Consider the following 23,807-nt stretch of genomic DNA (forward strand, 5'->3'; position numbering starts at 1 on the left):
AGGAGCGGACCACCGCCCCCGTTCGAGGAGACTTCCATGCCCCCCAAGACCACGCGGCCCCGCCGCGTCCTTTTCGCTGCCGTCGCCGCCGCGGCGCTCGGTATGCTCGGCCTCGGCGCCGCCCCCGCTGCCGCGCAGGAATGGCGCGGCTGGAACATCCATGCTGCCGACTACCCCAACGGCATCGGTATGGATGCCTTCACCCGGATCGTCGGCGAGCGCACCAACAACCGCATCCGCATGCGCACCTTCCATTCCGCGCAGCTCGGCCAGCAGGACGAGGCGATCCAGCAGATGCGGCTGGGCACCATCGACTTCGCGAACTTCAACCTCTCGCCCTTCAACAACCTGGCGCCGACGACCAATGTCGTGACGCTGCCCTTCCTGTTCCGCAATGTCGCGCACATGCAGGCGGCGATCGACGGGCCGGCCGGCGAGGCGATTGCCGCCGATCTCGAGAAGATCGGCATCATCGCGCTGTCCTGGTACGACGCCGGGGCGCGCAGCATCTACACGACGCGCCCGGTGCGCACGCCGGCCGATCTGCGCGGCATGAAGATCCGCGTGCAGACGTCGGATCTGTGGATCGACCTGATGCGCAACCTCGGCGCCAACCCGACGCCGCTGCCCTTCGGCGAGGTCTTCACCTCCCTGCAATCGGGCGTGATCGACGGGGCGGAGAACAACTGGCCGTCCTATGAATCGACCCGCCACTTCGAGGTGGCGCGCTTCTATTCCACCACCGAGCATTCCAACGTGCCGGAAGTGCTGGCCGTCTCGGCGCAGCGCTGGGGTCGGCTGAGCCCGGCGGACCGCACCATCCTGCGTGAGGCAGCGCAGGAATCCGCACGCATCCAGCGCGCTGCCTGGGCGGAACGCGAGCGCGTGTCGCGTGAGCGCGTGGTCGCCGCCGGCGTGACAGTCATCGAGATCACCGACCGCTCCCCTTGGGCCGCACTGATGGAGCCGGTCTACGCGAAATACGCCTCGGAAGCGCGCCTGGCCGCCCTGGTGCGCCAGATCCGCGAAATGCCGTGAGCACTGCGGACACCACGGCGCCGCGGGCCCGTCAGGAGCCCGCGGCGCTACGCGCCTTCTCCCGTGCCTTGGGCTGGCTGTCCGCCCTGACCATCACCCTGGCCGGCATCGCCCTGGTCGGGCTGGTGGCGATGATGGGCTGGCTGGTGTTCGGCCGCTACGTGCTGAACGACACGCCGACCTGGATCGAGCGCGCCGCGACGCTCGCCATTCTCGCCATCGCCATGCCGGTGGCGGCGGTGGGGGTGCGTGAACGCTTCCACCTCTCGGTGCTGGGCCTGCGTGAGATGCTGCCGCTCGGCATGCAGCGCTGGGTGGCGCTGGGCTGCGATGTGCTGATGGGCGCCTTTGGCGCGGCCATGGCCTGGTGGTCGTGGGAACTCGTGTCGATGGTCGGCGCCTTCAAGATCCCGCTGCTCGGCATCAGCCAGGGCTGGACCTATGCGCCCATGGTCGTCGGCGGCGGGCTGATGGTGCTCTACGCCATCGAGCAGGTGCTGCACGACATCTTCTCGCCGGAGGGACCGGAACAGCGCGGCATCTCCGCCGCCTTCCTGGAGTAGTCTGCGTGGAACCGGGTCTCCTGCTGATTTTCGCGATCTTCGGCATCGGCATCGTCGCCGGCGTGCCGGTGGCCTTCTGCCTCGGCATCGCCGCCGTGGCGGGCTTTCTGTATGAAGGCCTGAACCCCGCTGTCGCCTTCCAGCAGATGGCGAGCGGGATGAGCATCTTCTCGCTTCTCGCCATCCCATTCTTCATCTTCGCCGGCGAATTGATGCTGCATGGCGGCATCGCGCGGCGGCTGGTCGCGCTCGCCTCGGCCGCCGTCGGCTGGATGCGCGGAGGGCTCGGGATGGTCGATGTCTCGACCTCGATGCTGTTCGGCGGCATCTCCGGCTCCGCCGTGGCCGATACCTCGGCGACCGGCGTCATCCTGATCCCGGCGATGAAGGCCAAGGGCTATGGCGTGGACTATGCCGTGTCCCTGACGGTGACGTCGTCGATCGCCGGCATCCTGATCCCGCCCAGCCACAACATGATCCTGTATTCGCTGGCGGCTGGCGGCGGCATCTCGGTTACCGCGCTGTTCATCGCAGGCATCGTGCCGGGCATCCTGATGTGCCTGCTGCTCGCCGTCGCGGCCTATGTCATGGCGGTTCGGCGAGGCTACCCGGCCGATGGTTGGCAGGGCTTCCGCCACCTGGCCTGGGCCTTCGTCGATGCGCTGCCCGGGTTGCTCACGGCGGTCATCATCCTGGGCGGGGTGTTGAGCGGCATCTTCACGGTGACCGAAAGTGCCGCCTTCGGCACGATCTGGGCGCTGCTCGTCACTGTCTTCGTGTATCGAGCACTCAGTTGGGAGAGCTTCGTGGTCGCCGTGCGCGCCTCGGTGCGCACCACGGCGGTGGTGTTCCTGCTGGTCGGCACCGCCACCGCCTTCGCCTGGCTGCTGGCGATGTACCGCCTGCCGGACCTGCTGACGGAAGGGATGCTCGCGATCAGCGACAACCCGATCGTCATCCTGCTGATGATCAATGTGTGCCTGCTGCTGCTCGGCTGCGTGATGGACATGGCGGCGCTGATCCTGATCACCACGCCGATCTTCCTGCCGGTGGTTGTGGCGATCGGCATGGACCCCGTGCAGTTCGGCATGGTGATGATGATGAATCTCGGCCTCGGCCTGACCACGCCGCCGGTCGGGGCGGTGCTGTTCGTCGGCTGCGCGATCGGCAATATCCGCATCGAGCACATCATGAAGACCATCATCCCCTTCTGGGGGGCGATCCTTGTCGCGCTCGCACTCACCACCTATTGGCCTGCGGTGTCCTTGACCCTGCCGCGCCTGCTGCTCGGCTACGGAGGCTGATGCCATGACCGCACCCACCAAACCCGTCCTGCTGACGGGCGCTTCCGGCAATCTCGGCCGCCATCTGGCGAAGACGCTGGGCGACCAAGGCTGGCGGCTGCGCCTGACCGACATCACGCCCTTCCCCGACCCGTTGCCCTCCGGCGCGTCCTTCGTGAAGGCGGACATCAACGACGGCGTGGCGCTGCTGCGCCAGGCCGAAGGCTGCGGCGCCATCCTGCATTTCGGTGGCGTCTCGGTGGAACGGCCGTTCGAGGAAGTGCTCGGCCCGAACCTGCGCGGCCTCTATCACGTCTATGAGGCCGCCCGCCGTGAAGGTGCGCGCGTGATCTTCGCCAGTTCCAACCATTCCATCGGCTTCCACGAACGGCCGAGCGGCAATGCGGAGCGGCTGGACTACGACTGCGCCTTCCGCCCCGACGGCTATTACGGCCTGTCCAAGGCCTATGGCGAACTCATGGGCCGGATGTACTGGGACAAGCACGGCGTCGAGAACGTCAACCTGCGCATCGGGTCCTGCTTCCCCAAGCCGGTCGACCGGCGGATGCTGTCCACCTGGCTGTCCTATGCCGACCTGACGCGGCTGTGCGAACGCTGCGTGCTCGCCGAGCGCGCCGGCCATGCGGTGATCTGGGCCTGTTCCGACAACCCCGCCTCCTATTGGGGCCGCGACCACCGCGAGCGCATCGGCTGGGCGCCGCAGGACTCCGCGGAGCCATACCGCGCCGAGGTCGGCCACATCACCGCCGACCCGATCACCGAGCGCTACCAGGGCGGCGGCTTCCCGACGATGGAGTATTCGCGCGCCACGCCCTCCCCGCGCGACCCCTTCGCGCTCGAGGACTGAGGTGGCGCTGAGCCTCGATGGCGGCGGCTGGTCCGCCTGGCTGGCACCGGAGGATGGCGGCGGCATCACGGCGCTGCGCTTCAGCGGCCAGGACATCCTGGTGCCGGCGCCGGTTGGCACCCCGCTCGGCGGTCCTTTCGGCGCCTTCTGGATGATCCCCTGGGCGAACCGCCTCGATGGCGGGCGGCTCGGGCCGCATCGCCTGCCGATCAACCGGGCGCAGGACGGCACCGCCATTCACGGCCTGTCGCGCGACCGACCCTTTCTGGTCGAGGGCCAGGCACCGGACCGCGTCCTGCTGACCCAACAGGTCGATGCCGCGCCTTATCACTACGAGACGCTGCTCGCCGTCATGCTTGATGCGGCGGGTTTCTCGCTTGACTTTACCGTGACCAATCGGGGCGAGGCACCGATGCCCTTCGGCGCCGGCTGGCATCCCTGGTTTGTCCGCCCGCCCGGCACGCTTCTGTCCTTCCGCGCCACCCATCGCTGCACCCATGACGAGCGCTGCCTGCCTGTCGCCGCGACGCCGAGTCACGGGCTGGATGGCGGGGAGGACGCGTTTCTCGGCCTCGACACCCATTTCGCCGGATGGGACGGGGTGGCGACCATCACCTGGCCGCACCTCACCCTGCACATGCGGGCGACCGGGGCGCTGGCGGGCAACCTGCAGGTCTATGCCCCGCCCGCGCTTCCGGTGCTGTGCGTCGAGCCATCCTCCCACTTGCCCGATGTGGCGAATCGGCCGGCGATGGCGTCGCTCGGCCCGATGCGGCAGCTCGCCCCGGGTGAATCCATGACCGGACGCATCACGTTGCGCGCGGAGAGTTCACACCAGCCCTGAGGCACGGCATAGGATGGGGGCATGGGAACGCCTCGCACCGCCCTTGTCCTGGGCGCCGGAATCATGGGCCTGTCCGCTGCCTGGGCGCTCACGCGCCAGGGCTTCGCGGTACGCATCGTCGAACAGGACCCGGTGCCGAACCCGCGCGGCGCCTCGGTAGACCACCACCGGCTGATCCGCCACGCCTACGGGGCGCAAGCTGGGTACATGCGCATGATCGACCCGGCCTATGCCGCCTGGGACCAGGTCTGGCGCGAATTGGGCGAGGTGCTGCACATCCCGACCGGGGTGCTCGCCGTCTCCGGCACCGCCTCGGGCTGGCTGGGCGACAGTCGCGCCACGCTGCGGGGCGATGGCCACGCCGTCACCGACCTGACGGCGGAACAGGTCGCCAGCCGCTTCCCGATCTTCACCGAGGCCGGCATCGGCGCCGCCTTCCACATGGCCAGCGGTGGCGTGCTGCTGGCCGAGCGCATCATCGCAGGGCTGGTGCGCGCCTGCGCTGACCGCGGCGTGGAGATCGAGCAGGCCCGCGCCGCCTCCGTCGACCCGACCCGCGCCACGTTGCTGCTGGAGGACGGCAGCGAGCGCGCCGCCGACCTTCTGGTCGTCGCCGCCGGTCCCTGGGCGCCACGCCTGCTGCCGGCCGCGCTGGCACCGCGCGTCGTCGCCTCGCGCCAGATCATCGTGCGGCTGGAACCGCCGGCGCCGCACCGCGAGGGCTGGTCGCGCGCGCCCATGTTGCTCGACCTGGCGGAGGATGGCGGCTTCTACGCCGTGCCGCCGGTCGCCGGCACGCCGCTGAAGATCGGCGACCATCGCTTCTCCCGACGCGGTGATGCGCAGGCCGACCCGCGCGAGGCAACGGCGGATGAAGCCGAGGAAATCCTCGCCTTCGCGCGCCCTCGCCTGCGGGACATGGCGGGCTACCGCATCCTCGGTGCGCGGGCGTGCTACTACGATGTCGAGGATGGCGAGCGCTTCGTCATCGAACCGCTGAGCGAGCGCTGCCTGGTGATGTCCGGCTTTTCCGGCCATGGCTTCAAGTTCGGGCCTCTGCTGGGCCTGGCCCTGGCCGCCGCTGTCGCCGATCCCGCGCTGATGCCCGCTCTGCCCGGCTGGGCGGCGGGCGAAGCACCCCCTGCCCCTGGCCTGCTCGCCGCCCTGGAAGGTGCCACCGCATGAGCTCCACCGCCGCCACCGACCTGATCTTCGGCCTGACCCGCGTGGTCGGCCTGCCGGCGCTGACCGAACAGGCCGGCGCGCCGCTCGGCGCCGAGGACATCGCCCAGATCGTCACCGAGGCCGACCGCTTCTGCACCGAGGTGCTGCTGCCCAACGCCGCCGCCGCCGACCGGCATGGCGCGATCTACGCCAATGGCGTCGTCACCACGCCGCCTTCCTATCCGGCGTCCTACGCGCAATGGGTCGAAGGCGGCTGGCAATCCCTCGCTGCACCCGAGGCGCATGGCGGGCAAGGCCTGCCGGCCTCGCTGTGGATCGCGATGACCGAGCTCGGCATGGCGGCGGATACCTCCTTCATGCTCGGCCCGCTGCTGACCGCGGGCGCGATCGACTGCCTGGTGCACTACGCGACGCCGGACCAGGCCGACCGCTGGCTGCCGAAGATGGTGACCGGCGAATGGACCGGCGCGATGTGCCTGACCGAACCCGGCGCGGGCAGCGACCTCGGCGTGCTGAAGACGCGGGCGGAGCCGCTCGGCAACGGCAAATACGCCCTGCGCGGCGAGAAGATCTTCATCACCTGGGGTGAGCACGACTGCACCGACAACATCGTCTACCTGGTGCTCGCCCGCCTGCCCGATGCACCGCCGGGCTCGCGCGGCATCAGCCTGTTCGTCGCCACCAAGCTGAAGGAGGACGGCACGCGCAACGACCTCCGCTGCGGCGGCATCGAGCGCAAGATGGGCATCCACGCCTCGCCCACCTGCGTCATGCTGTTCGAGGGCGCCGAGGCCGAACTGGTCGGCGAGCCGCATCGCGGCCTGAACGCGATGTTCGCCATGATGAACAATGCGCGGCTTGGCGTCGGCACGCAGGGTGTCGCGCATGGCGCGGCCGCGCTGCGCCTCGCCGAGAGCTACGCCGAGATGCGCGTGCAGGGCGGCCGCCCGATCGCCCAGCACCCCGATGTGCAGCGCATGCTGATGGAAATGCGCGCCATCACCCTCGCCGGCCGACTGCTGGCGCTGGAGACCGCGCTCTGCGTCGACCGTCACCGCTTGCTGGGCGACGAACATGCACAGACGCGCCTCGCCCTGCTGACGCCGATCCTGAAGGCCTGGTGCACCGATCGTGGTGTCGAGACAGCGTCCACCGGCATCCAGGTGCATGGCGGTATGGGCTTCGTCGAGGATACCGGCGCGGCGCAGATGCTGCGCGACGCGCGCATCGCCCCGATCTACGAAGGGACCAACGGCATCCAGGCGATCGACCTGCTGGTGCGCAAACTCGCGAAGGATGGCGGCGCGGAGATGCGCGTCCTGCTCGACGAGGTCCGGCGCCTCCCCGACCCCCGGCTGCGCACCGCCGCCGACCGGCTCGACACCGCGACGACCCTGGTGCTGGACGCGCAGGGGCGCGATGCGGAGGCGGCGCAGTCGGTTGCCGTCACGTACCTTGAAGCGGCAGGCTGGCTGCTCGGCGGCTGGATGCTGGCGCGGGCGGCGGCCGAGGACGGCAAGGCATATGGCGCTCTGGCGGAATTTTATCTGCGCCGGTTGCTGCCGCGCACGGCAGGGCGCATCGCGGAGATCGAGGGGGCGCTGGCGGCTTGAACGGCCCAGCGCGGGAACTGGAGGGGCGTCGCCCCTCCAAGCCACCCCACCAAAGGCCTAAGGGCCTTTGGAAACCTCCTTCGGGCGTTGGGCAGGACTGTCGCGGTGGCCCGCATCGCGGACGCCGCGCACCGAGGCGGGTCACGGCGCCGGTCCTGGCCGTGAAGAACGGCGCCGACAGAAGTGTGCACGGCACGTTCAGGACCCGATCGGGGATGCGCAGCATTGTCGATAGGAGCGTGAAGCCGTGGTCTGAAGGGGCAGCGCTCCTCCAAGGCTGCCGCGCCCGCCCCGAGCCAACGACACCATGACCCTCGCCGCCACCCCCCCAACTCGCGATGCGGGCAGCGAGAACTTCCCCGTCGCCTCGCGGCTCATTGCACCTGCGCTGCGCCCGAAGGTGCTCGGCTTCTATCGCTTCGTGCGCACCGCCGACGACATCGCCGACAGCCCCGCGCTGACATCCGACGAAAAGCTCGCCCGCCTCGACGCGCTGGACCGCGCGCTGGATGACCCCGCCACGACCGAACACGCCGCGCAGGTCCTGCACGCCAACGCCGCCGGCACGGCCGAAGCGCGCCGCATGCTCCATGCCTTCCGCCAGGACGCGACGCAGCATCGCTACGCCGATTGGGCGGCGCTCGAAGCCTACTGCGCGGCATCGGCCAATCCGGTCGGGCGGATGCTGCTGCGCCTGCATGACGAAGCGGCGCCTGACGCGGCAGAGGCCGCGGATGCGCTCAGCACCGCCTTGCAGATCCTCAACCATCTGCAGGATCTGGTGCCGGACCTCGCCGCGCTGGACCGCGTCTATCTTCCCACATCCTGGGTCGCGCTGTCCGGGGGCGAGGCCGCCTTCTTCGCCCCTGCCAACATCGCACCGCGCCGCGCCGTGCTTGATGCCGCGCTGGACCGCGTGGCCGAACGGCTCGACGCGGCCGCCGCGCTGCCGCGCCTGGTCGCCTCGCGCCGCCTCGCCATGGAAGCCGCCGTCACGCTGGCGATGGCGCGTCGGCTGCTGGCGCGGCTGCGCGCAGCGGACCCCGTCACCACGCGTGTCGCACTCACCAAGGCCGATGCGCTGCGTGCCTTCCTCGCTGCGCCCTTCCGCGGGCGTTCCGATGCCGCGCTGGTGCGTGCGCGTGTCGCCGCCGCCGGGTCGTCCTTCACCCGCGGCATGGCCGCGCTGCGCGGCGACCGGCGTCGCGCGCTCTGGGCGGTCTATGCCTTTTGCCGCGTGGTGGACGACATCGCCGACGGCGCCATGCCCGATGCCGAGAAGCAACGCTTCCTCGCAGACTGGCGCCGCAAACTTGCGCGGCCAAACTGCGCCCTGTCGCGCGAGCTCGCCCGCGCGCGCGACCGTTACGCGCTGCCGGTCGAGGAATGTCACGCGATGATCGACGGCATGCGGACCGATGCCGCGCCCATCGTCCGCCTCGCCGATTCCGCTGCGCTGGCGCTGTATTGCCGCCGCGTCGCCGGCAGCGTCGGTGCGATGGCGGTGCGTATATTCGGCGCGCCCGAGGCGGTCGCGTTTGGCCACGCCCTCGGCCAGACGCTGCAATTGGTGAACATCCTGCGCGACCTCGACGAGGATGCGACACGCGACCGGGTCTATCTGCCACTCGACATGCTGGCGGCGCAGGGCATCGACGATGGACCGGCCGCGCGCATCCTCGCCGCGCCCGGCATCGCCTCCGTCGCGCGGCAGATTGCCGCCCGGGCGGAAGCCGGTTTCGGGCTGGCAGAGGCGGAGTTGCACCGTCTCGGCAGCCCCGCGCTGCTGCCGGCGCGCATCATGATGTGGGGTTATCGCAGGCTGTTCGACCGGCTGGTAGCGCGCGGCTTCGCCCCACCCCGCGCGCGGCCGCGCCTGACCACCGCCGAGAAGGCGCGCATGGCCGCCTTCGCCCTGCGCCTGGCCCCGATCGCCGCGCGATGAGCGTGCATGTCGTCGGCGCCGGGATTGCCGGGATGGTCGCGGCTCTCGCCCTGTCCCGCGCCGGCCATGCGGTGACGCTGCATGACGCTGCCCCGTTGGTCGGCGGCCGCTGCCGCGCGCTGCCGGACGGCACCGACAACGGCACCCATGCGCTGATGGGCGCGAACCACGCGGCGCTGGGCTTCCTCGACGCCATCGGCGCGCGGGAAGGCTGGGTCGAGCCCGAGCCAGACGGGTTGCCGCTGCTCGACCTGGCGGATGGTGCCGCGCGCCGCATCGCCGCCGCGCCGCTGGCTTGGCGGGACCCAGCGCGACGGCCGCCGGGGCTCAGCTTCGGTGGCCTGCTGGCGCTGGGCTCCATGGCGGCGGGGATCACCGACCGGCCGGTGGCGGCGGTGATGGCCAGGCACCCGGCGCTGCTGCGCGGCTTCGTCGAACCGCTGACCGTCGCCGCGCTGAACACGCCGGTCGCCGAGGCCTCCTCGGCCCGGCTCGGCCAGGTATTGCGGCGCCTGGGGGGCGCCGGAGCGGCACGGCTGTTGGTGGCGCGCGACGGGTTGGGACCGAACCTCATCACTCCGGCCATGGCGGCGTTGGAGGCCGCCGGCGTGGCGCTGCGCCTCGGCGCCCGGCTGCGCGCGATCACCACGGCCGAGCAGCAGGCCGTCGCGCTGCATATCGGCGGCGAGACGCTGACGCTGGGCACCGGCGATACCGCCATCCTCGCGATGCCGCCGTGGGAAGCCGCGCGGCTGATCACCGGCCTGCGCGTGCCGGAACGCCACGCGCCGATCCTGAACCTGCACTTCCCCCGCGCCGGGGTGGGGCCGGTGCGTTTCCTCGGTGTGCTCGGCGGGCTGGTGCAATGGGTGCTGGTGCGGCCATCGGGCATCAGCGTCACGGTCAGCGCCGCCGATGCGGAGGCCGACGAGGCAATCGAGACCCTCGCGCCGCGTGCCTGGGCGGAGATCCGCACCGCCGCCGCCGCCTTCGGCCTGCCGGGCGATTGGCCCAAGGCGCCACCGGGCTGCCGGGCGGTGAAGGAACGCCGGGCCACGCCGCGCCACGGCGTCGGCTTTCCGCCGGTCGCACCGCGCCTGCCACTGCGTAACCTGGCCCTGGCCGGGGACTGGACCTGGCCCGGCCTGCCCGCAACGATCGAGGCCGCGGCGCTGTCGGGCGAGGCGGCGGCGACGGCCATTGGCCGCCAATTGACACGTGGTCGCCGGGGGTAATCCCGGTCAGGCCTGCATCGCCGGGCGCTGGCGCAAATTCCGCCCAAGCTGAGTCTGTACCGGCCCGCACCCCCGCGCGGCCATCCATTCTCAATGCTGTCGTTGGGCGGCCGCGCGGGGGTGCGGGCCGATTTCGTCCGATCAGGATATGCGCGACGTCGGCCATCCCGACGCCCCAGCCTCGGCTGAGGTCAGTCGTTCAGGCGAGGAACGCATCCAGCCAGGGCAAGGATTTCATACCGGCACGACCTTGCGGCACGGGTCCGGCATGGTGGGCTATCGCCGCCACGGTTATTTGACCCGTCACGACAGGCGATTGCCGAGAAATTGCTCAACTTTCTGGTACCATAATCCTGAAAAAGGCACTCTCACCATATGGTCGTGGCTACGCAAACACTTCCGCCCGTTGATACGGAACGGCTTCGCTTGCGCTGCGCTGAAGAGCGCGATGCGATGTCGCTCGCCGCGCTCATGAGCGAGGCTATCAGCCGACGCTTGGCCTCCTGGCCGGTGCCGTACACGCCCGTCATGGCGTTAGACCGCATCTCCGGCGTGCGCATGGCGGCGGCAGAGCGCCGGTCCCTGCCACTGATCGTCGAACGGCGCGCCGATGGTGCCGTGATGGGTTGGATCAGCATCTCTCGCGCGCCGGGCGCTCCGGAGACCGGCTTGATCACCTATTGGCTCGGCGAAGGCTTCCATGGTCACGGCTATATGCGCGAGGCCGCGCCGGCGGCGATGCGCGAGGCCTTCGCACTGATGGATATCCAGCGGCTGCGCGCCGCGGTGCAGGGGGACAATGCGCCGTCTCTCGCGGTGGTCCGGCTGCTCGGCATGGCGCCGATGGGCGAGGGGCGCATCTGGTGCCCCGCGCGAGGGCGGGACGAGCCCTGCCTGTGGTTCGAATTGCCGCGCGAGCAGGCGCTGCTGGGGCAGACGGCCGGCGCCGAGGTGACGCCATAGCCCGGCATCGAAGGATTTGCCCGCCGCCGGACTCGAACCGGCATGTCCTTGCGGACTGCGGATTTTAAGTCCGCTGCGTCTACCATTCCGCCAGGCGGGCGCTGTAGATCCCCTCGGCAGCACGATCAGCCCCGACCGAATCGCCGAAGAAGGGAAGTATCCCCGCTAACCCCGCTCTGTCACGGGGCCATGGCCCGGCACCTCGATCCGCTGCGGTGCAAGCAACACCAGACCGCCATCGGCCGCCGGCGCCAAGGCATGCAGCCAGAAATATCGCGCTTCATGGTCCAGCGCGCCCATCACCGGTGAGGGTCCCGAGATGATGCGCAACGCCCCGCTGCGGCCCATCCAGTCATAATGCCGGTGGCCGTGCAGTACCACGATCCGCCGCGCATGCCGCCGCAGCCGCCGCAGCACCCAATGTCCGTTGACCAGCGCGGTACCGATGCGCTCCGCGAGCGACGCCCCGGGGCGCGGATATTCCACCAGGTGATGATGCAGCGCGACCAGCCAGCGCGCCTGCGGCCACTCGCGCATCGCCGCCTCCGCCGCGCGCAGCTGGCTCATGCCGAGGATGCCGAGCGCGTTGGTGAAGGAAAAATGCGTCTCGGCATTGGAATCGAGCAGCACCACGCCGAGCCCATCGGGCGTCGGCGGCGGGGCGATCAGCGGGAAGGCCTCGTTCCAGGTCGCGCGCGCGGCGAGGCCGGCGCGCAGCCCGCCATCATCCATGAAGCGCGCCAACGTCTCGCCGCGGCCATCCTGCGCGAGCCAGGCATCGAAGGTCGGACCGACGCGCTTGCTGTCATGGTCGACGACGCGCACCCGCCGCCCCTGCAGCCGCGCCATGGCCGAGAGGAAGCGCAGCCGCCGCAGCGGCCCGCCCGGCGCGATCGGCAGTTCCAGCCGCGACGGATTGGCACGATCGACGATGTTCACGTCGTGATTGCCGGGGATGATCAGGATGCGGTCGCGCAGCGACGGGTGGCGCGCGAGGGCTTCCTCGAAGGCGATGAACTCGGCATTGCGAGCGGCATCGGTGATGTCGCCGGTGATCAGCACGACATCGAGGCGCTGCACGGCATCCTCCGCCTCCAGCAATTCCAGCACCCGGTCGAACCGCTCATTGCCGCGCGGCCCGTCGCGCCCGCATTCAAGTCGAAAGCCGAAGGCATCGCCAACGAGGTGGATGTCCGACAGATGCGCGACACGCCAACGCGGCTCGCCAATATCGGGTGGGCCGATGTCCTGTGGCGTGCCGGCGAGCGCCTCGGCAATGCTCCAGGCCGGCGCGCCGACCATCAGATAGACCGCGATGACCCAGACGCCGTTGCGGATGGCATCGAGCGCGATGCCCACGAGATCACCGGCACCGAAGGCAGCGACGCGCAGGGTGGGCAGCGGCCCCGCCCACCAGGCGACGGCGGCGCCCAGCAGCGCGATGATCACGCCGGCGACGAGCCCCGCATCGCGCCGCGTCGTCGCGAGCGGGCGGTCGGGTGCGGCAGATTCCAACGCGAGGCGCGTCGCTTCCCGCAGTGCCGTGTAGAGCGGCTGCACCAGGCCCGCATTGAGCGCCCAGAAATTGCGCTCGACGACACGGAACAACGTCCGGCCCCAGCGCCAGACAGCGATGCCGGCGATCAACGTGAAGCTGACCAGGGCGATGATCACCCCGAAACGCGCGACACCATGCCAAGCCGTCTCGGTCACCCACAGCACGAGTTTCGGCACGGCGCCGAGAAACAGTGCCGGCACCACCAGCAGCATGACCGCCGCCAAGGCGAGCTTGGGCAGGCTGATCTCGAGCAGCATGCGCGAGGCATGGCCGAGCAGCGAATGACGCGAGGTGCTGGAGGCGTCGTCCTCGAGGTCGCCGTCCCGCGGGTCGATGAAGCTCACGCGCCCTCGCGCAGGATCCGTCGGCAGTGTTCCAGCGAGGCCTCCAGCAGATTGTCCGTCGCTTCCGGCGTGCGGAAGGCGGAATGCGAGGTCAGCGTGACATTGGGCAGCGCGGCGATCGGATGCCCCGCCGGCAGCGGCTCCTCGACGAACACATCGAGCCCGGCGGCGCCCATGCGCCCGCTGCGCAGCGCCTCGATCAGCGCGGGCTCATCGACGATCGCCCCGCGCGCGGTGTTCACGAACAGCGCGCCGGGGCGCATCTTCGCGAGACGTTCCGCGGAGAGGAATCCGCGCGTCTCGTCATTCAGCAGCAGATGCAGCGAGACGACATGGCTTTGCTCGAGCAGCGTGTCGAGATCGGTGAAGGTCACGCCCGGATGCGTCTTTGCCGTCCGGTTCCAGGCCAGCACTTTCATGCCGGCTCCGTTGCACAGCCGCGCCATCTCCGCACCGATGCCACCGAAACCGACGATGCCGACAGTCTTGCCGGTCAGTTGCATGCCCTCGTCGCGCGGCCAGCCGCCGCCGGTCATCGCATGATGGGTGGGACCGATGCCCCGTGCCGCCGCCCACATCAGGGCGAAGGCCATCTCAGCCACAGCCGTGTCGCCATAGCCCTTGATGATGTGGACCTTCACGCCGCATTCGGCCTCCAGCGCCTCGGGGTCCATGTAGGACCGCGCACCGGTGCCAAGGAAGACGATGTGCTTGAGGTCCGGACACCGCTTCACGACATCGACGGGGAAATGCGTGTGGTCGTCGATGGCGATCTCGACACCCTTCAGCAAGGCGGGCAGCGCCTCGGGCGCGATGTCGGGGTCTTCATGGATGGCGACAGGCAGGTCATCAGCGCGGTGCAGGCGCCGCATGATGGCGGCGAGTGAGGCATTGGCATCGACGAAAGCGGCACGCATCGGGCTCTCCTGTTCACACATCCGCGGCGTGCTGCGTCAGCGCCGCCTCATTCCACACAATGCCCATGCCGGGCCGGTCTGCCACCAGCGCCATGCCGTCGCGCACCGCCAGCGGTACATCGAGCAGCGGCGCCGCCACGTCCAGATGTTCCAGCAGATGCGCCGTCGGCGTCACATTCAGCAGATGCGCGCTGGCCTCGATGAAGATGTGGGAGGACATCGGCACGCGATGCGCGGCCGCGATCGCCGCCGCGCGCATCCAACCCGTCACGCCGCCGATCTTCATCGCATCCGGCATGCACAGATCGACCGCGCCGGCGGCGAGCGCGCGCTGCATGCTCGCCGGTCCCCACCAATTCTCGCCGCCCTGCACCGGCACGGTCAGCCGCCGCGCCAGTTCCGCCAGCCCGGCGTCGTCCTGCACGGGCAGCGGTTCCTCGAGCCAGCGAATATCCAGCGCCTCCAGCGCGCGGCCGCGTCGTTCAGCCTCAGGCAGCGACAGCGCCTGGTTGTAGTCCACCAATATGCCGACTTCATCGCCGACGGCCTCGCGCACCGCGCGCACCGTGTCGAGGTCATCCTCCAGCCGCGCATGGCCGATCTTGAACTTCAGCCAGCGCGCACCGAGCGTCGCCACCGCTTTGCCGGCCTCCTCGGCCAGCATCGCCGGGCCCCAGCCACGCAGGGACGCATAGATCGGCACCGGCCGCGCTTCGCCACCCAACAACGTACAGAGCGGCAGCCCGGCACGCACCGCCAGCGCATCCCACATCGCCATGTCGAGCGCCGAGAGGGCGATCTGCACAAGCCCCTCGGTGCCAAGGATGCGCCCAGCATCATGCAACTCGCGCCAAATCGTCGCCGGCGCCAGCGTCCGTCCGACCAGGCCGGCACCGAGGCTGCGCGCCAGCGCGGCGGTCGGCCCCAGCGCCGCCGGCGTATAGGGAAACACATAGGCCGTGCCGGCGGCACCGCAGGCCGTCCGCACATCGACGATCACCAGAGGCGCGCGCGGGATGACGTTGAGGCTGTTGCGCAGCGGCGGGTCGAGCGGTGCGTCCACCGCGCGCACGCGGATTTCGGCAATGACCGGCAGCGTCATGATGATGTTCCTCCGGCCGCGATCCTGCCCGCCCCTCAGCCCGGCGTCGAGGCGCGCAGCTCCGACAGGGCGACATTCAGCTCCGCCCCCAACAGCACGACATAGACCGACACCCAGAACCACATCAGCAGCACCACCACGGCGCCGAGCGGCCCGTACATCAGGTCATAGGTCGCGAAGTTCGACACATACAGCGTGAACCCGAAGGAGGCCGCCGCCCAGATCAGCGTCGCCACCACCGCGCCAGGCAAGGTCCACAGCAGTCCAGGATGCTGGCCCGAGGGGCCCAGCCGATACACCACGATCAGCCCGACAAAAACGAACAGCAGCAGCGTGGCCATCGACGTGCCGCGCAACGCCCAGGCCTGCGGTGCCGGCAGGCCGAGCAGCGCCGCCACCCCCGGCAGCGCCACCAGCGACGCGATGGCGAGCGTCGCCGCCAGCGTCACCGCCAGGGTGATGCCGATGGCCAGCGAATGGTAATGCAGGAAGCGGCGCGTCTCGGCGACGTTGTGCGCCATGTTGAGCGCACCGAGCATCGCCCGCGTGCCGGCCGAGGCCGACCAGATCGCCACGCCGCCCGAGACGATCGCCCCCCAGTTCATCGCCGGTCGCGGCTGCGCGACCAGCGCATGCAGCCGGTCGGCGATCAGCAGATAGGTCTCGGCCGGCACCAACTCCCGCAACACTTCGAGCTGCGGTTCCACGGTCGCGCTGTCGAACGCCAGGCCGTAGATCAGCACCAGCAGGAAGATGCCGGGGAACAGCGCCAGCATGGCGTAGAAGGCGCAGCCCGCGGCGGTGAGGGAAATGCGGTCGGACGCGGCAGCGTGCATCACCCGCCGGCCGATGGCGATCGCGCCCCGGCGACGAGACCTTCGCGGACGAACCGGCGGCATCACATCCATGCCGTCACAGCTAGAGCAGATCACCGTTGGATGGAAACTTCCGAACGCGTGAAGATGCTCGTCAGGGAACGCCCGGAGCAGGCGGCGTGAACCCACGTGAGCGTCGCACGCTCTCGGCCTGAATCAGGCAGGAAGGAATCGTCGCGGCGCCATCTCGCCTTGACGTCTACGGCTCCCGCGTGGTCCCGGCCGCTTTCGGCGGTTCCTGCCCGTCAGAAGCGGCGCGCAGCTCCAGCGACGTGATCCGTCCATCCTGGTCGGTGTCCAGTCGCTGGAGCAGAGCGGCGAGCGTGTTGCCCGTGGATGTACCTGGCCCCGCCATATTGGCGGGACGTTGCTGCAATGTTTGCAGCCTGGCGGCGAATTCCTGTGCGCCGCCTTCAGCCTGAAGCCGAGCCGCATCCTGCTGGCTCTGCATGCGGAAGGCCCGGATCGCCTGTGGCGCTGTCAGCGAACGTTCCGGGATGATCTGCATGGCTGCATACTCCTTGTTGGTCTGTCGCCCGTCCTTCTGTCGGGCCACGCCGTCCTGGCGCGGACAGGGCATTGCAGCCGCCGTGCCAGAGCGTACTCAGGCGAGCAGCGCGAAGGTCAGTTCATGCTTGTTGTGGAAACCGTGGAACAGGCAAGCTCCTGGAATCGCGGCGAATTCCGCGGCGGTGGCGTGATCGGTCTCGCCCTGGAACTTCAGCGTGCAGACGAAATTGCGCGCCGCGCCGGCCTCCATCCACCGCCGCACGAGGCCGAGCAGGCGGTCCGGATAACAAATGATGTCCGAGAACAGCCAGTCGACCGGCACTTCCTGCCGGGGGTCGAGGCCAAAGGCGCTTTCCTGCCGGCAGGAAACGCCGGGCATGGCGGCGATGGCAGCATCGAGTGGCGCCTTGTCCACCGCGGTCACCCGCGCGCCAAGCCGCGCCAACACCCAGGTCCAGCCACCCGGCGAGGCGCCGAGATCGAGGCAGGTCTCGCCCGGGCCGGGATGCCGGCCGATGCGGGTCAGCGCTTCCCACAGCTTCAGATAGGCGCGCGAGGGCGGGCCTTCGCGGTCTTCGGCGAAATGCACCTCGCCATTGACGAAGGGGCTGGTCTTGGTCGGGCTGGCCAGCATCCGGTCGGTGGCGAGCAACGTCCAGGCACCGAGATGCCCGGTCGGCGCCGGTTCGGGAAACACCAGCGGACGCGCCTTGACCGGCGGCAGGCGCTCGGCCAGCAGCATCGAGCGGCGATGATGCAGCAGCGGGTAATGGGCCCAGTTGCGCTGGATCGTCCGCAGCGCATCGGCGCCGGCCTTCACGGACGGAACGGCGATCTCGCGCGCATCGGTCCAGGCCTCCAAGGCCCAGGGAGCGGTGACCGGCAGGTCTGGCGAGAGCGCCAGTCGTCCATGCCAGGTGTCGATGCGGGCGCCGGCGCGGTGGAGATCCTCGGCGAGGTCAGCCTCGAACCCCTCGGCGGCGAGATAGGCGCTGCGGATCACCGCTTCAGCGCCGCGACGGCGAGCAACGCCCAGCCGGCCATCAGCGTCATCCCCCCGGTCGGGGCCACCGGCCCCAGCGAGGGATGCCCCAGCACCCCCCACCACACCGCCCCGCAAAACAGCGCGGTGCCGATGGCAAAGGCCGCGCCGGCGAGATGCGCGAGGCGGCTGCCGCGCTCGGCCATCAGGCCGGCGGCGAGCAGCGCGAAGGCATGCCAGCCCTGGATCATCAGTGCATTGTCCACCGCGCGGCGCGGTGTGGTGGCGAAGCCTGCCGGCGCGCCATGCGCCGCCCAGGCGGACAGGGCGACGGCGGCAAGGCCCACGAGGGCACCAAGGAACAGCCAGAGACGATGCATGGGTGAGCCTTTAGATCAGATCGCCGGGGCCTGAAATCAGCCATCGGCGTGACCATGCGCGGCCTGGCGGGCTCAGGCATTGCCGATCAGACGCAACCGCGCCTGTCACGGCCGGCTGAACAGCCGCCACACCCGCTCGCGGGCGCCGGCGAGACGGCGGCCGAGAGACGCCTCCATTTCCTCGATGCGGGTGACCTGCTGCGGCCAGCGCCCGGCCACCCAGCCCCAGCGCCGTGCCGCCCAGATATGCTGGTCGCGCAGCACGAACACGCCCATCGCGAGGAACAGGAAGCCCTGCAGGAAGGGTAGCACCAAGCCGAGCGCGCCAATCGTGAGCAACGACCAGCCGAACGTCTTGCGGGAGAGTGAGGGGCGCAGGATGACCATGCGGACGCAGATGGGCCGCGGCACAGGCTGGCGCAATGTGCGGCCGCAATGGTGCGTCGGAGAGGGGGCTTCCTCGACCCCTCCCCGACCCTCAGCCCAGGCGTCGTGGCCTGACGCCGGCCCTTATTGGCCCCACCACGGCTGCACTGGCGCGCCGTGGTCGCGCCCCTGTCGAATTGCGCGCTCGGTATCGCCGCGATGGATGCCGATGTCGCGCAACATGCGGTCATCCATCTGGCCGACCAGTTTACGTGCCTGGCGACGCTCGATCGCGACCACAGCCGTGAACCAAAGGCGCGTCATGAGCCCCGGCGCCGCGGCCGAAACCCGGTGCCCTGCGGTCCGGAGGGGGTTGGCGATGCGGTCGACGGACATGATCTGCTCCTGCGGCGCGGGGTTGCGGAAGGCGCCGTGCCGACAAGCCTTGCGCACATGGCATGGCTCACGAAAGAGCCTCGCATTCACGCCAGAGGTGAGGAATACTCACGGCCATGCGCCCGACCCGCCTGCCGAGCATGGAGCAGCTTCGCGCGCTCGATGCCGCGTTGCGCGCCGGCAGCTTCGGGCGGGGCGGCGCCGCGCTCGGCCTGACGCACGGCGCGGTCAGCCGGCACGTCGCGGCGTTGGAGACGATGCTTGGCGCGCCGCTGTTCCTGCGCAGCCCGCGCGGTGCCGAGCCGACCGCCCTCGCCACGCGGTACCATGCCGAGGTCGCCCCCTTGCTCGCCGGCATTGAGGAAGCGACACGCCGCGCCGCCTCGCGCGGTCGCCGGCGCGGCCAGGAGGGCGCCGGGGAGGTGCGGGTCGGCGTCGTGCCGACCTTCGCCGCGCGCTGGCTGCTGCCGCGACTGGCCGGCTTCACTCGGTCGCATCCCTCGATCCGCGTCGAGGTGGTGGCCACCACGGCGTTGCAGGACGCGCAGCGTGACGGGCTCGACTTCCTGGTGCGGCACGGCCTGCCCCCCTGGCCGGGGCTCGAGGCCGAGTTGTTGATGGCCGAGACCCTGCGCCCGGTGTGCTCGCCGCAGTTCCGTCTGCGCGGCACGCCCTCGCTCAAGGCGATCGCCGAGCGCCTGCCGTTGATCTTCGACGTCAATCGCGACCATTGGGCGGGCTGGCTCGCCGCCGCCGGCTGGCGCGGGGAGGCGCCGACCAACGGCCTGGTATTCAGTGATTTCGGCCTGACGCTCGAGGCTGCGGCGGCGGGGCTGGGCCTCGCCCTGACGCGCGGGGATCTGGCGGAACGCGAGATCGCCTCGGGTCGGCTGGTCTATGCACATCCCTTCGCCGCACCAGGGCCGCGCGCCTTCCATCTGGCGCGGCCGGTCGGTCCGCTGCGTCGCCCGGCGAAATTGTTCTGGGACTGGATGCGCGCCGAAGCTGCCGGGGTCGCTTGAGTCGCGGCGCCGCCCTGGTCGATCAGAGCGCGGCTCCAACATGCTCGATTGAAGCGCGGCTCCGCCGCGACAGCTTGACGGGCGGGCGCACCACGGCGCACAGGAGCCCCGCGTCAGACGGCCGGACGGCCGCTGGTGCGGGAGCGATCCCGCACTGGAGGAAAGTCCGGGCTCCACGGGACTACGGTGCCGGTCAACGACCGGCGGGGGCGACCCCAGGGAAAGTGCCACAGAGAACAGACCGCCGCGGCGTATTGCCCCTCGGGGCAACACCCCGCGGCAAGGGTGAAACGGTGGGGTAAGAGCCCACCGCGCTTCCGGCAACGGCGGCGGCACGGCAAACCCCACCGGGAGCAAGGCCGAATAGGGGTGGACGGCGAGGCGCCTTCGGGCGTTGTCGCAGGGGCGGTCCCGCCTCTCCACCCGGGTTGGCCGCGCGAAGCCCGCAGCGATGCGGGTTCCAGAGGAATGGCCGTCCATGCCCGGCAACGGGTGTGACAGAACCCGGCTTACAGGCCGTCTGACGCTACTCCACGGCCTCGCGGCAGCGAGGCCGTGCGGTTATTGTTGTTGATGCCCTCAAACGGCGGGCGCCGCGCATCCGCGCGGCTTGCCTTCGCGCCATCCGCTGTCGTTCTTTCGGCGGTTGATTGTCTGGGCGCGGTCGCGCCGTACGCTCCTGGATGGAGGCTGCTGCCTCGATCCGCTGTGTTCGGCATGCCGCGAGCGCGCCTCTGCCCGCGGATCGGCTATCGTCGCTTCATGGATGCCGATGGGCCCATCCTCATCTTCGACACCGACTGCGTGCTGTGCAGCCGTATGGTCGTCTTCATCCTCGCCCATGAGCGGTCACCGACGCTGCGCTTCGCCGGCGCCTGGTCCGACGAAGGCTTGGCGCTGGCCGCACGGCACGGCTTCACCCGCGCCGACCTCAACGAGACCTTCCTGCTGCTGAACGGAAGCCAGGTGTTGGTGCGCTCGGATGCCGCCATCGCGCTGCTGCGCCATCTGCGACGGCCCTGGCGATGGCTCGCGGCCTTGGCCGTCCTGCCCAGACCACTGCGCGATGCCGCCTATGGCGTCATCGCCCGGCGCCGCTACCGGTGGTTTGGCCACCGCACGAATTGCACCCTGGTTCCGGCCGACCACCGGCACCGCTTCACCGGCCTGCCGGCGTCGTCAACGCGACGCTGACCGCGGCATGTGGCCGCACCGCCGCAGCGCCTTGATGCGTCGGCTCGCGGCCGGGTGGGCCCCGCAGGACACACCATTCCAAAATTCGTCGCAATTGCTGAACAAATGCTGCAAGCTCTGCTCGCAAGCATCCGTATTCACTATGTTTTTTCGATAATATCTGAATGCCGCAATGATTCTTCTCCCTTGCTGTCCCGTGTTTTCCCATGTTATCCCATGTCATCCCGTGAGGATCCCAGTACGCTCGGGGGGGCGAGAGGGTTTCGGAGCGGGATGGTCGGGCGAGCCGGCGAGGTCGGGGGGCCTCGCCGGCCGCTGATCCGGAACGGAACAGATTTCAATCGCGGCATCGCGGGGCCGTCAGCGGGGGGCGATGACCCAGTTCCTGGGCACGCACAAGGGCAAGTTGGACAAGAAGGGCCGCATCTCGGTCCCGGCCTCGTTCCGCGCTGTCCTCGAAGCCCTGGGAACCAGTGACATCGTGCTTTTTCCGTCCTTCCGGCATCCTTGCATCGAGGTCTGGCCGCAGCCGGCTTTCGCCGTGCTGTCGAGCGGCCACAGCAGCCTCGACATCTTCTCCGACGCTTCCGACAACCTCGGCGCCGCGCTCTTCGCGACCGCCCACGCCGCCCGCCCCGATGGCGAGGGCCGCATGGTGCTGCCCGAGGACCTGATCGAGGAAGCCGGCCTGTCCGACACCATCGCCTTCCTCGGCGCCAATCAGAGCTTCCAGATCTGGAATCCCGAACGCGCCGCCGCCCACATCCGCGACGCCCGTGCCAGTGCCCGCAATGCCCGCCTGACGCTGCCCTCCCCCGCCGCTGTCTCCCGCTCCGAGGGAGGCGCGGCATGAGCGGCCACCTCCCCGTCATGCTCGCCGAGGTGATCGCCACTCTCGCCCCGCGCGATGACGCAACCTATCTCGACTGCACTTTCGGCGGTGGCGGCTATGCCACGGCTATCCTCGACTCCGCGCCACGCTGCACGCTCTTCGCCATGGATCGCGACCCCGACGCCATCGCCCGCGGCGCCGCCCTCGCCGAACGCTACGCGCCGCGGCTGCACCTCATCGAAGGCCGCTTCGGCGACATGCTCGGCCACCTCGCCGAGCGCGGCGTCACCGCGCTCGACGGCGTGGTGATGGACCTCGGTGTCTCCTCGTTCCAGATCGACCAGCCAGAGCGCGGCTTCTCCTTCCGCGCCGACGGCCCGCTCGACATGCGCATGGAAAAGCACGGTCCCTCCGCCGCCGACATCGTCAACACGCGCTCAGAGGCGGAGATCGCCGACATCCTCTACCATCTCGGCGAGGAACGGTTCTCCCGGCGCATTGCCCGCGCCATCGTCGCCCGCCGCGCCGAGCAGCCCTTCACCACCACCGGCGACCTCGCTGCCCTGGTGCGTTCCAAGGTGCCGCGCGACCCCTCCGGCATCGATGGCGCCACGCGCTCCTTCCAGGCACTGCGCCTCGCCGTGAATGACGAACTCGGCGAGGTCGAGCGCGGCCTGGCCGCCGCGGCGCAACTGCTCGCCCCGGGTGGGCGGCTGGTCGTCGTCGCCTTCCATTCGCTCGAGGACCGCATCGCTAAGCGCTTCATGGCCGAAGCCACGGGCCGCGCCGGCGGTGCCTCCCGTCACGACCCCGGCGCACTCGCCGCGCGCGTCGCGCCGCGTTTCCGCATCCTCACCTCGCGCGCGCTGCGCCCGGGTGGGGCCGAGACCACGAACAATCCCCGCGCGCGATCGGCCCGGCTGCGCGCCATGGAACGACTGGAGGAGGCCGCATGATCCGCCCCCTGACCCTCATCACGCTCTGCGCCGCCGCCGGTGCGGGCCTGTATCTGTACCAAGTCAAGCACTCGGTCTCGGAGCTTGACCGCGAGCTGCGCGACGTCAATCGCCGCACCGAACAGGCGCGCGAGCGCACCCAGGTACTGCGTGCCGAATGGGCGATGCTGAATGAGCCGGACCGACTGCGCCAGGTTGCCCAGCGCTATCTGCCGCTCGATGCCATGATGCCGACGCAGTTCGTCCGCCTCAGCGAAATCGAGCGCCGCCTGCCCAATGCCCGGCAATTCGCCGGGCCGCCGTCGCTTTTCATGCCCACCGAGCCTGCCGGCGACGGCAGCGCGACCATGATGGCGATCGCCACCGCCCAACCGCGCACACTGCCGGCCGCGACCCTCGCCGCCGCGGCAGCAGCCGTCGCCACGTCCGAGCCTGCCGCCGCACCGGTCCGCGCGCCGGTCGCCGCGACCCCCACCCCGGTCACCGCCGCCCCGATGATGGCCGCGGTCGAACCTGCGCGCGTCGAGCCTGCGCGCGTCGAAGCGGCCCGCGTCGAGCCCGCGCGTACCCCGCCGCCGGCCACCCCTCGCGCGGCCGCCCCGACGCGCGTCGCTGCGGCGGTGCAGCCGGCCGTGCATGTGGAACATCGCCCGGCGCCGGCGCGGCCGCCCCGGGCGCCGCAGGCGCAGACTGTCGCCGCCAATGTCGTGCGGCCGACGGCCTCCGCGGTCAGCTTCTCCTCGCTCGGCGGCAGCGGCATGCCCGCCCTCGCGCCGCCGGTGCCGATCGCCCGCGCCGCGGCCTCGACGCTGCCGGCCGGCATGACGCGGTAGGGC

The 23,807-nt window shown here is 70.3% G+C and carries 24 protein-coding genes, 1 tRNA gene and 1 other RNA gene; 16 read left to right on the forward strand and 10 right to left on the reverse strand.

Going from position 1 to position 23,807, the window contains the following annotated elements:
• Positions 1-36 precede the first annotated feature (36 nt).
• The 10 genes from IEY36_RS05775 (at position 37) to IEY36_RS05820 (ending at position 11,537) form a co-directional block, all read left to right on the forward strand.
• Positions 37-1,038, forward strand: coding sequence for a TRAP transporter substrate-binding protein (locus IEY36_RS05775; protein ID WP_188965953.1), 1,002 nt, complete (start codon positions 37-39; stop codon positions 1,036-1,038).
• A complete protein-coding gene (locus tag IEY36_RS05780; RefSeq protein ID WP_188965954.1) occupies positions 1,035-1,601 on the forward strand; it encodes a TRAP transporter small permease in 567 nt (188 codons plus the stop codon). Before IEY36_RS05775 ends, IEY36_RS05780 begins: the two co-directional genes overlap by 4 nt.
• A 5-nt stretch (positions 1,602-1,606) precedes the next feature.
• Complete coding sequence (locus IEY36_RS05785; RefSeq protein WP_188965955.1) at positions 1,607-2,905, forward strand: TRAP transporter large permease; 1,299 nt, start codon at positions 1,607-1,609, stop codon at positions 2,903-2,905.
• 4 nt (positions 2,906-2,909) lie between these two features.
• A complete protein-coding gene (locus IEY36_RS05790) occupies positions 2,910-3,752 on the forward strand; it encodes an NAD-dependent epimerase/dehydratase family protein (protein WP_188965956.1) in 843 nt (280 codons plus the stop codon).
• 1 nt (position 3,753) lies between these two features.
• Positions 3,754-4,596, forward strand: coding sequence for an aldose epimerase family protein (locus tag IEY36_RS05795; RefSeq protein ID WP_188965957.1), 843 nt, complete (start codon positions 3,754-3,756; stop codon positions 4,594-4,596).
• Between the two features lie 21 nt (positions 4,597-4,617).
• A complete protein-coding gene (locus tag IEY36_RS05800; protein WP_188965958.1) occupies positions 4,618-5,781 on the forward strand; it encodes an FAD-dependent oxidoreductase in 1,164 nt (387 codons plus the stop codon).
• Positions 5,778-7,394: an acyl-CoA dehydrogenase gene (locus IEY36_RS05805; protein ID WP_188965959.1), complete on the forward strand. Its 1,617-nt coding sequence runs from the start codon at positions 5,778-5,780 to the stop codon at positions 7,392-7,394. Before IEY36_RS05800 ends, IEY36_RS05805 begins: the two co-directional genes overlap by 4 nt.
• Positions 7,395-7,701: 307 nt before the next feature.
• The gene (locus tag IEY36_RS05810; RefSeq protein ID WP_188965960.1) at positions 7,702-9,339 is read left to right on the forward strand and encodes a squalene/phytoene synthase family protein; all 1,638 of its coding nucleotides are present in this window, start codon (positions 7,702-7,704) and stop codon (positions 9,337-9,339) included.
• Entirely contained in the window at positions 9,336-10,574 is a 1,239-nt protein-coding gene (locus IEY36_RS05815) for a hydroxysqualene dehydroxylase (protein WP_188965961.1), read from the forward strand. Before IEY36_RS05810 ends, IEY36_RS05815 begins: the two co-directional genes overlap by 4 nt.
• A gap of 426 nt (positions 10,575-11,000) precedes the next feature.
• Positions 11,001-11,537: a GNAT family N-acetyltransferase gene (locus IEY36_RS05820; RefSeq protein WP_188965962.1), complete on the forward strand. Its 537-nt coding sequence runs from the start codon at positions 11,001-11,003 to the stop codon at positions 11,535-11,537.
• Between the two features lie 17 nt (positions 11,538-11,554).
• Here IEY36_RS05820 and IEY36_RS05825 read toward each other — a convergent pair.
• From IEY36_RS05825 to IEY36_RS05870, 10 genes are all read right to left on the reverse strand, one after another.
• Positions 11,555-11,637, reverse strand: a tRNA-Leu gene (locus tag IEY36_RS05825).
• 65 nt (positions 11,638-11,702) lie between these two features.
• Positions 11,703-13,439 carry a metallophosphoesterase family protein gene (locus IEY36_RS05830; RefSeq protein ID WP_188965963.1) on the reverse strand — a complete coding sequence of 579 codons (1,737 nt, stop codon included), beginning with the start codon at positions 13,437-13,439 and terminating at the stop codon, positions 11,703-11,705.
• A complete protein-coding gene (locus tag IEY36_RS05835) occupies positions 13,436-14,356 on the reverse strand; it encodes an NAD(P)-dependent oxidoreductase (protein WP_188965964.1) in 921 nt (306 codons plus the stop codon). The genes IEY36_RS05830 and IEY36_RS05835 overlap by 4 nt, the downstream gene beginning before the upstream one ends.
• A 13-nt stretch (positions 14,357-14,369) precedes the next feature.
• Positions 14,370-15,458 carry an enolase C-terminal domain-like protein gene (locus IEY36_RS05840; RefSeq protein WP_188965965.1) on the reverse strand — a complete coding sequence of 363 codons (1,089 nt, stop codon included), beginning with the start codon at positions 15,456-15,458 and terminating at the stop codon, positions 14,370-14,372.
• A gap of 35 nt (positions 15,459-15,493) precedes the next feature.
• Positions 15,494-16,294, reverse strand: a complete 801-nt coding sequence (locus IEY36_RS05845) for a YihY/virulence factor BrkB family protein (RefSeq protein WP_188965966.1) — start codon at positions 16,292-16,294, stop codon at positions 15,494-15,496.
• 238 nt (positions 16,295-16,532) lie between these two features.
• Entirely contained in the window at positions 16,533-16,841 is a 309-nt protein-coding gene (locus tag IEY36_RS05850) for an EF-hand domain-containing protein (RefSeq protein WP_188965967.1), read from the reverse strand.
• 96 nt (positions 16,842-16,937) lie between these two features.
• Positions 16,938-17,846, reverse strand: coding sequence for an SAM-dependent methyltransferase (locus IEY36_RS05855; RefSeq protein WP_188965968.1), 909 nt, complete (start codon positions 17,844-17,846; stop codon positions 16,938-16,940).
• A complete protein-coding gene (locus IEY36_RS05860; RefSeq protein WP_188965969.1) occupies positions 17,843-18,205 on the reverse strand; it encodes a DUF423 domain-containing protein in 363 nt (120 codons plus the stop codon). Before IEY36_RS05860 ends, IEY36_RS05855 begins: the two co-directional genes overlap by 4 nt.
• A gap of 105 nt (positions 18,206-18,310) precedes the next feature.
• Positions 18,311-18,592, reverse strand: coding sequence for a PGPGW domain-containing protein (locus tag IEY36_RS05865; RefSeq protein ID WP_188965970.1), 282 nt, complete (start codon positions 18,590-18,592; stop codon positions 18,311-18,313).
• Positions 18,593-18,715: 123 nt separating this feature from the next.
• On the reverse strand, positions 18,716-18,967 hold the full coding sequence (locus IEY36_RS05870) for a DUF1127 domain-containing protein (RefSeq protein WP_188965971.1): 252 nt from the start codon (positions 18,965-18,967) through the stop codon (positions 18,716-18,718).
• Positions 18,968-19,083: 116 nt separating this feature from the next.
• On the opposite strand from IEY36_RS05870, the gene IEY36_RS05875 reads away from it, so the two are divergent.
• The 6 genes from IEY36_RS05875 (at position 19,084) to ftsL (ending at position 23,804) form a co-directional block, all read left to right on the forward strand.
• Entirely contained in the window at positions 19,084-19,989 is a 906-nt protein-coding gene (locus IEY36_RS05875; protein ID WP_188965972.1) for a LysR substrate-binding domain-containing protein, read from the forward strand.
• Positions 19,990-20,102: 113 nt separating this feature from the next.
• An RNA gene (gene rnpB / locus IEY36_RS05880) (RNase P RNA component class A) lies at positions 20,103-20,517 on the forward strand.
• Positions 20,518-20,706: 189 nt separating this feature from the next.
• Positions 20,707-21,183 (forward strand): thiol-disulfide oxidoreductase DCC family protein, encoded by a 477-nt coding sequence (locus IEY36_RS05885; protein WP_229681160.1) that lies wholly within the window; start codon positions 20,707-20,709, stop codon positions 21,181-21,183.
• A gap of 373 nt (positions 21,184-21,556) precedes the next feature.
• On the forward strand, positions 21,557-22,036 hold the full coding sequence (locus IEY36_RS05890) for a division/cell wall cluster transcriptional repressor MraZ (protein WP_188965973.1): 480 nt from the start codon (positions 21,557-21,559) through the stop codon (positions 22,034-22,036).
• Entirely contained in the window at positions 22,033-22,971 is a 939-nt protein-coding gene (gene rsmH, locus IEY36_RS05895) for a 16S rRNA (cytosine(1402)-N(4))-methyltransferase RsmH (protein ID WP_188965974.1), read from the forward strand. The genes IEY36_RS05890 and rsmH overlap by 4 nt, the downstream gene beginning before the upstream one ends.
• Entirely contained in the window at positions 22,968-23,804 is an 837-nt protein-coding gene (ftsL, locus tag IEY36_RS05900) for a cell division protein FtsL (protein ID WP_188965975.1), read from the forward strand. The genes rsmH and ftsL overlap by 4 nt, the downstream gene beginning before the upstream one ends.
• Positions 23,805-23,807: the final 3 nt, after the last annotated feature.

This window comes from Neoroseomonas lacus (assembly GCF_014644535.1).
In the GTDB taxonomy this organism is placed as follows: Bacteria; Pseudomonadota; Alphaproteobacteria; order Acetobacterales; family Acetobacteraceae; genus Neoroseomonas; species Neoroseomonas lacus.

Bases quoted from the DNA above. Each gene is read 5' to 3' on its own strand.
- IEY36_RS05775 (WP_188965953.1), top strand. From the start codon at position 37: ATGCCCCCCAAGACCACGCGGCCCCGCCGCGTCCTTTTCGCTGCCGTC.
- IEY36_RS05790 (WP_188965956.1), top strand. From the start codon at position 2,910: ATGACCGCACCCACCAAACCCGTCCTGCTGACGGGCGCTTCCGGCAAT.
- IEY36_RS05800 (WP_188965958.1), top strand. From the start codon at position 4,618: ATGGGAACGCCTCGCACCGCCCTTGTCCTGGGCGCCGGAATCATGGGC.
- IEY36_RS05805 (WP_188965959.1), top strand. From the start codon at position 5,778: ATGAGCTCCACCGCCGCCACCGACCTGATCTTCGGCCTGACCCGCGTG.
- IEY36_RS05810 (WP_188965960.1), top strand. From the start codon at position 7,702: ATGACCCTCGCCGCCACCCCCCCAACTCGCGATGCGGGCAGCGAGAAC.
- IEY36_RS05815 (WP_188965961.1), top strand. From the start codon at position 9,336: ATGAGCGTGCATGTCGTCGGCGCCGGGATTGCCGGGATGGTCGCGGCT.
- IEY36_RS05835 (WP_188965964.1), bottom strand. From the start codon at position 14,356: ATGCGTGCCGCTTTCGTCGATGCCAATGCCTCACTCGCCGCCATCATG.
- IEY36_RS05840 (WP_188965965.1), bottom strand. From the start codon at position 15,458: ATGACGCTGCCGGTCATTGCCGAAATCCGCGTGCGCGCGGTGGACGCA.
- IEY36_RS05845 (WP_188965966.1), bottom strand. From the start codon at position 16,294: ATGCACGCTGCCGCGTCCGACCGCATTTCCCTCACCGCCGCGGGCTGC.
- IEY36_RS05850 (WP_188965967.1), bottom strand. From the start codon at position 16,841: ATGCAGATCATCCCGGAACGTTCGCTGACAGCGCCACAGGCGATCCGG.
- IEY36_RS05860 (WP_188965969.1), bottom strand. From the start codon at position 18,205: ATGCATCGTCTCTGGCTGTTCCTTGGTGCCCTCGTGGGCCTTGCCGCC.
- IEY36_RS05865 (WP_188965970.1), bottom strand. From the start codon at position 18,592: ATGGTCATCCTGCGCCCCTCACTCTCCCGCAAGACGTTCGGCTGGTCG.
- IEY36_RS05870 (WP_188965971.1), bottom strand. From the start codon at position 18,967: ATGTCCGTCGACCGCATCGCCAACCCCCTCCGGACCGCAGGGCACCGG.
- IEY36_RS05875 (WP_188965972.1), top strand. From the start codon at position 19,084: ATGCGCCCGACCCGCCTGCCGAGCATGGAGCAGCTTCGCGCGCTCGAT.
- IEY36_RS05885 (WP_229681160.1), top strand. From the start codon at position 20,707: ATGCCGCGAGCGCGCCTCTGCCCGCGGATCGGCTATCGTCGCTTCATG.
- IEY36_RS05890 (WP_188965973.1), top strand. From the start codon at position 21,557: ATGACCCAGTTCCTGGGCACGCACAAGGGCAAGTTGGACAAGAAGGGC.
- rsmH (WP_188965974.1), top strand. From the start codon at position 22,033: ATGAGCGGCCACCTCCCCGTCATGCTCGCCGAGGTGATCGCCACTCTC.
- ftsL (WP_188965975.1), top strand. From the start codon at position 22,968: ATGATCCGCCCCCTGACCCTCATCACGCTCTGCGCCGCCGCCGGTGCG.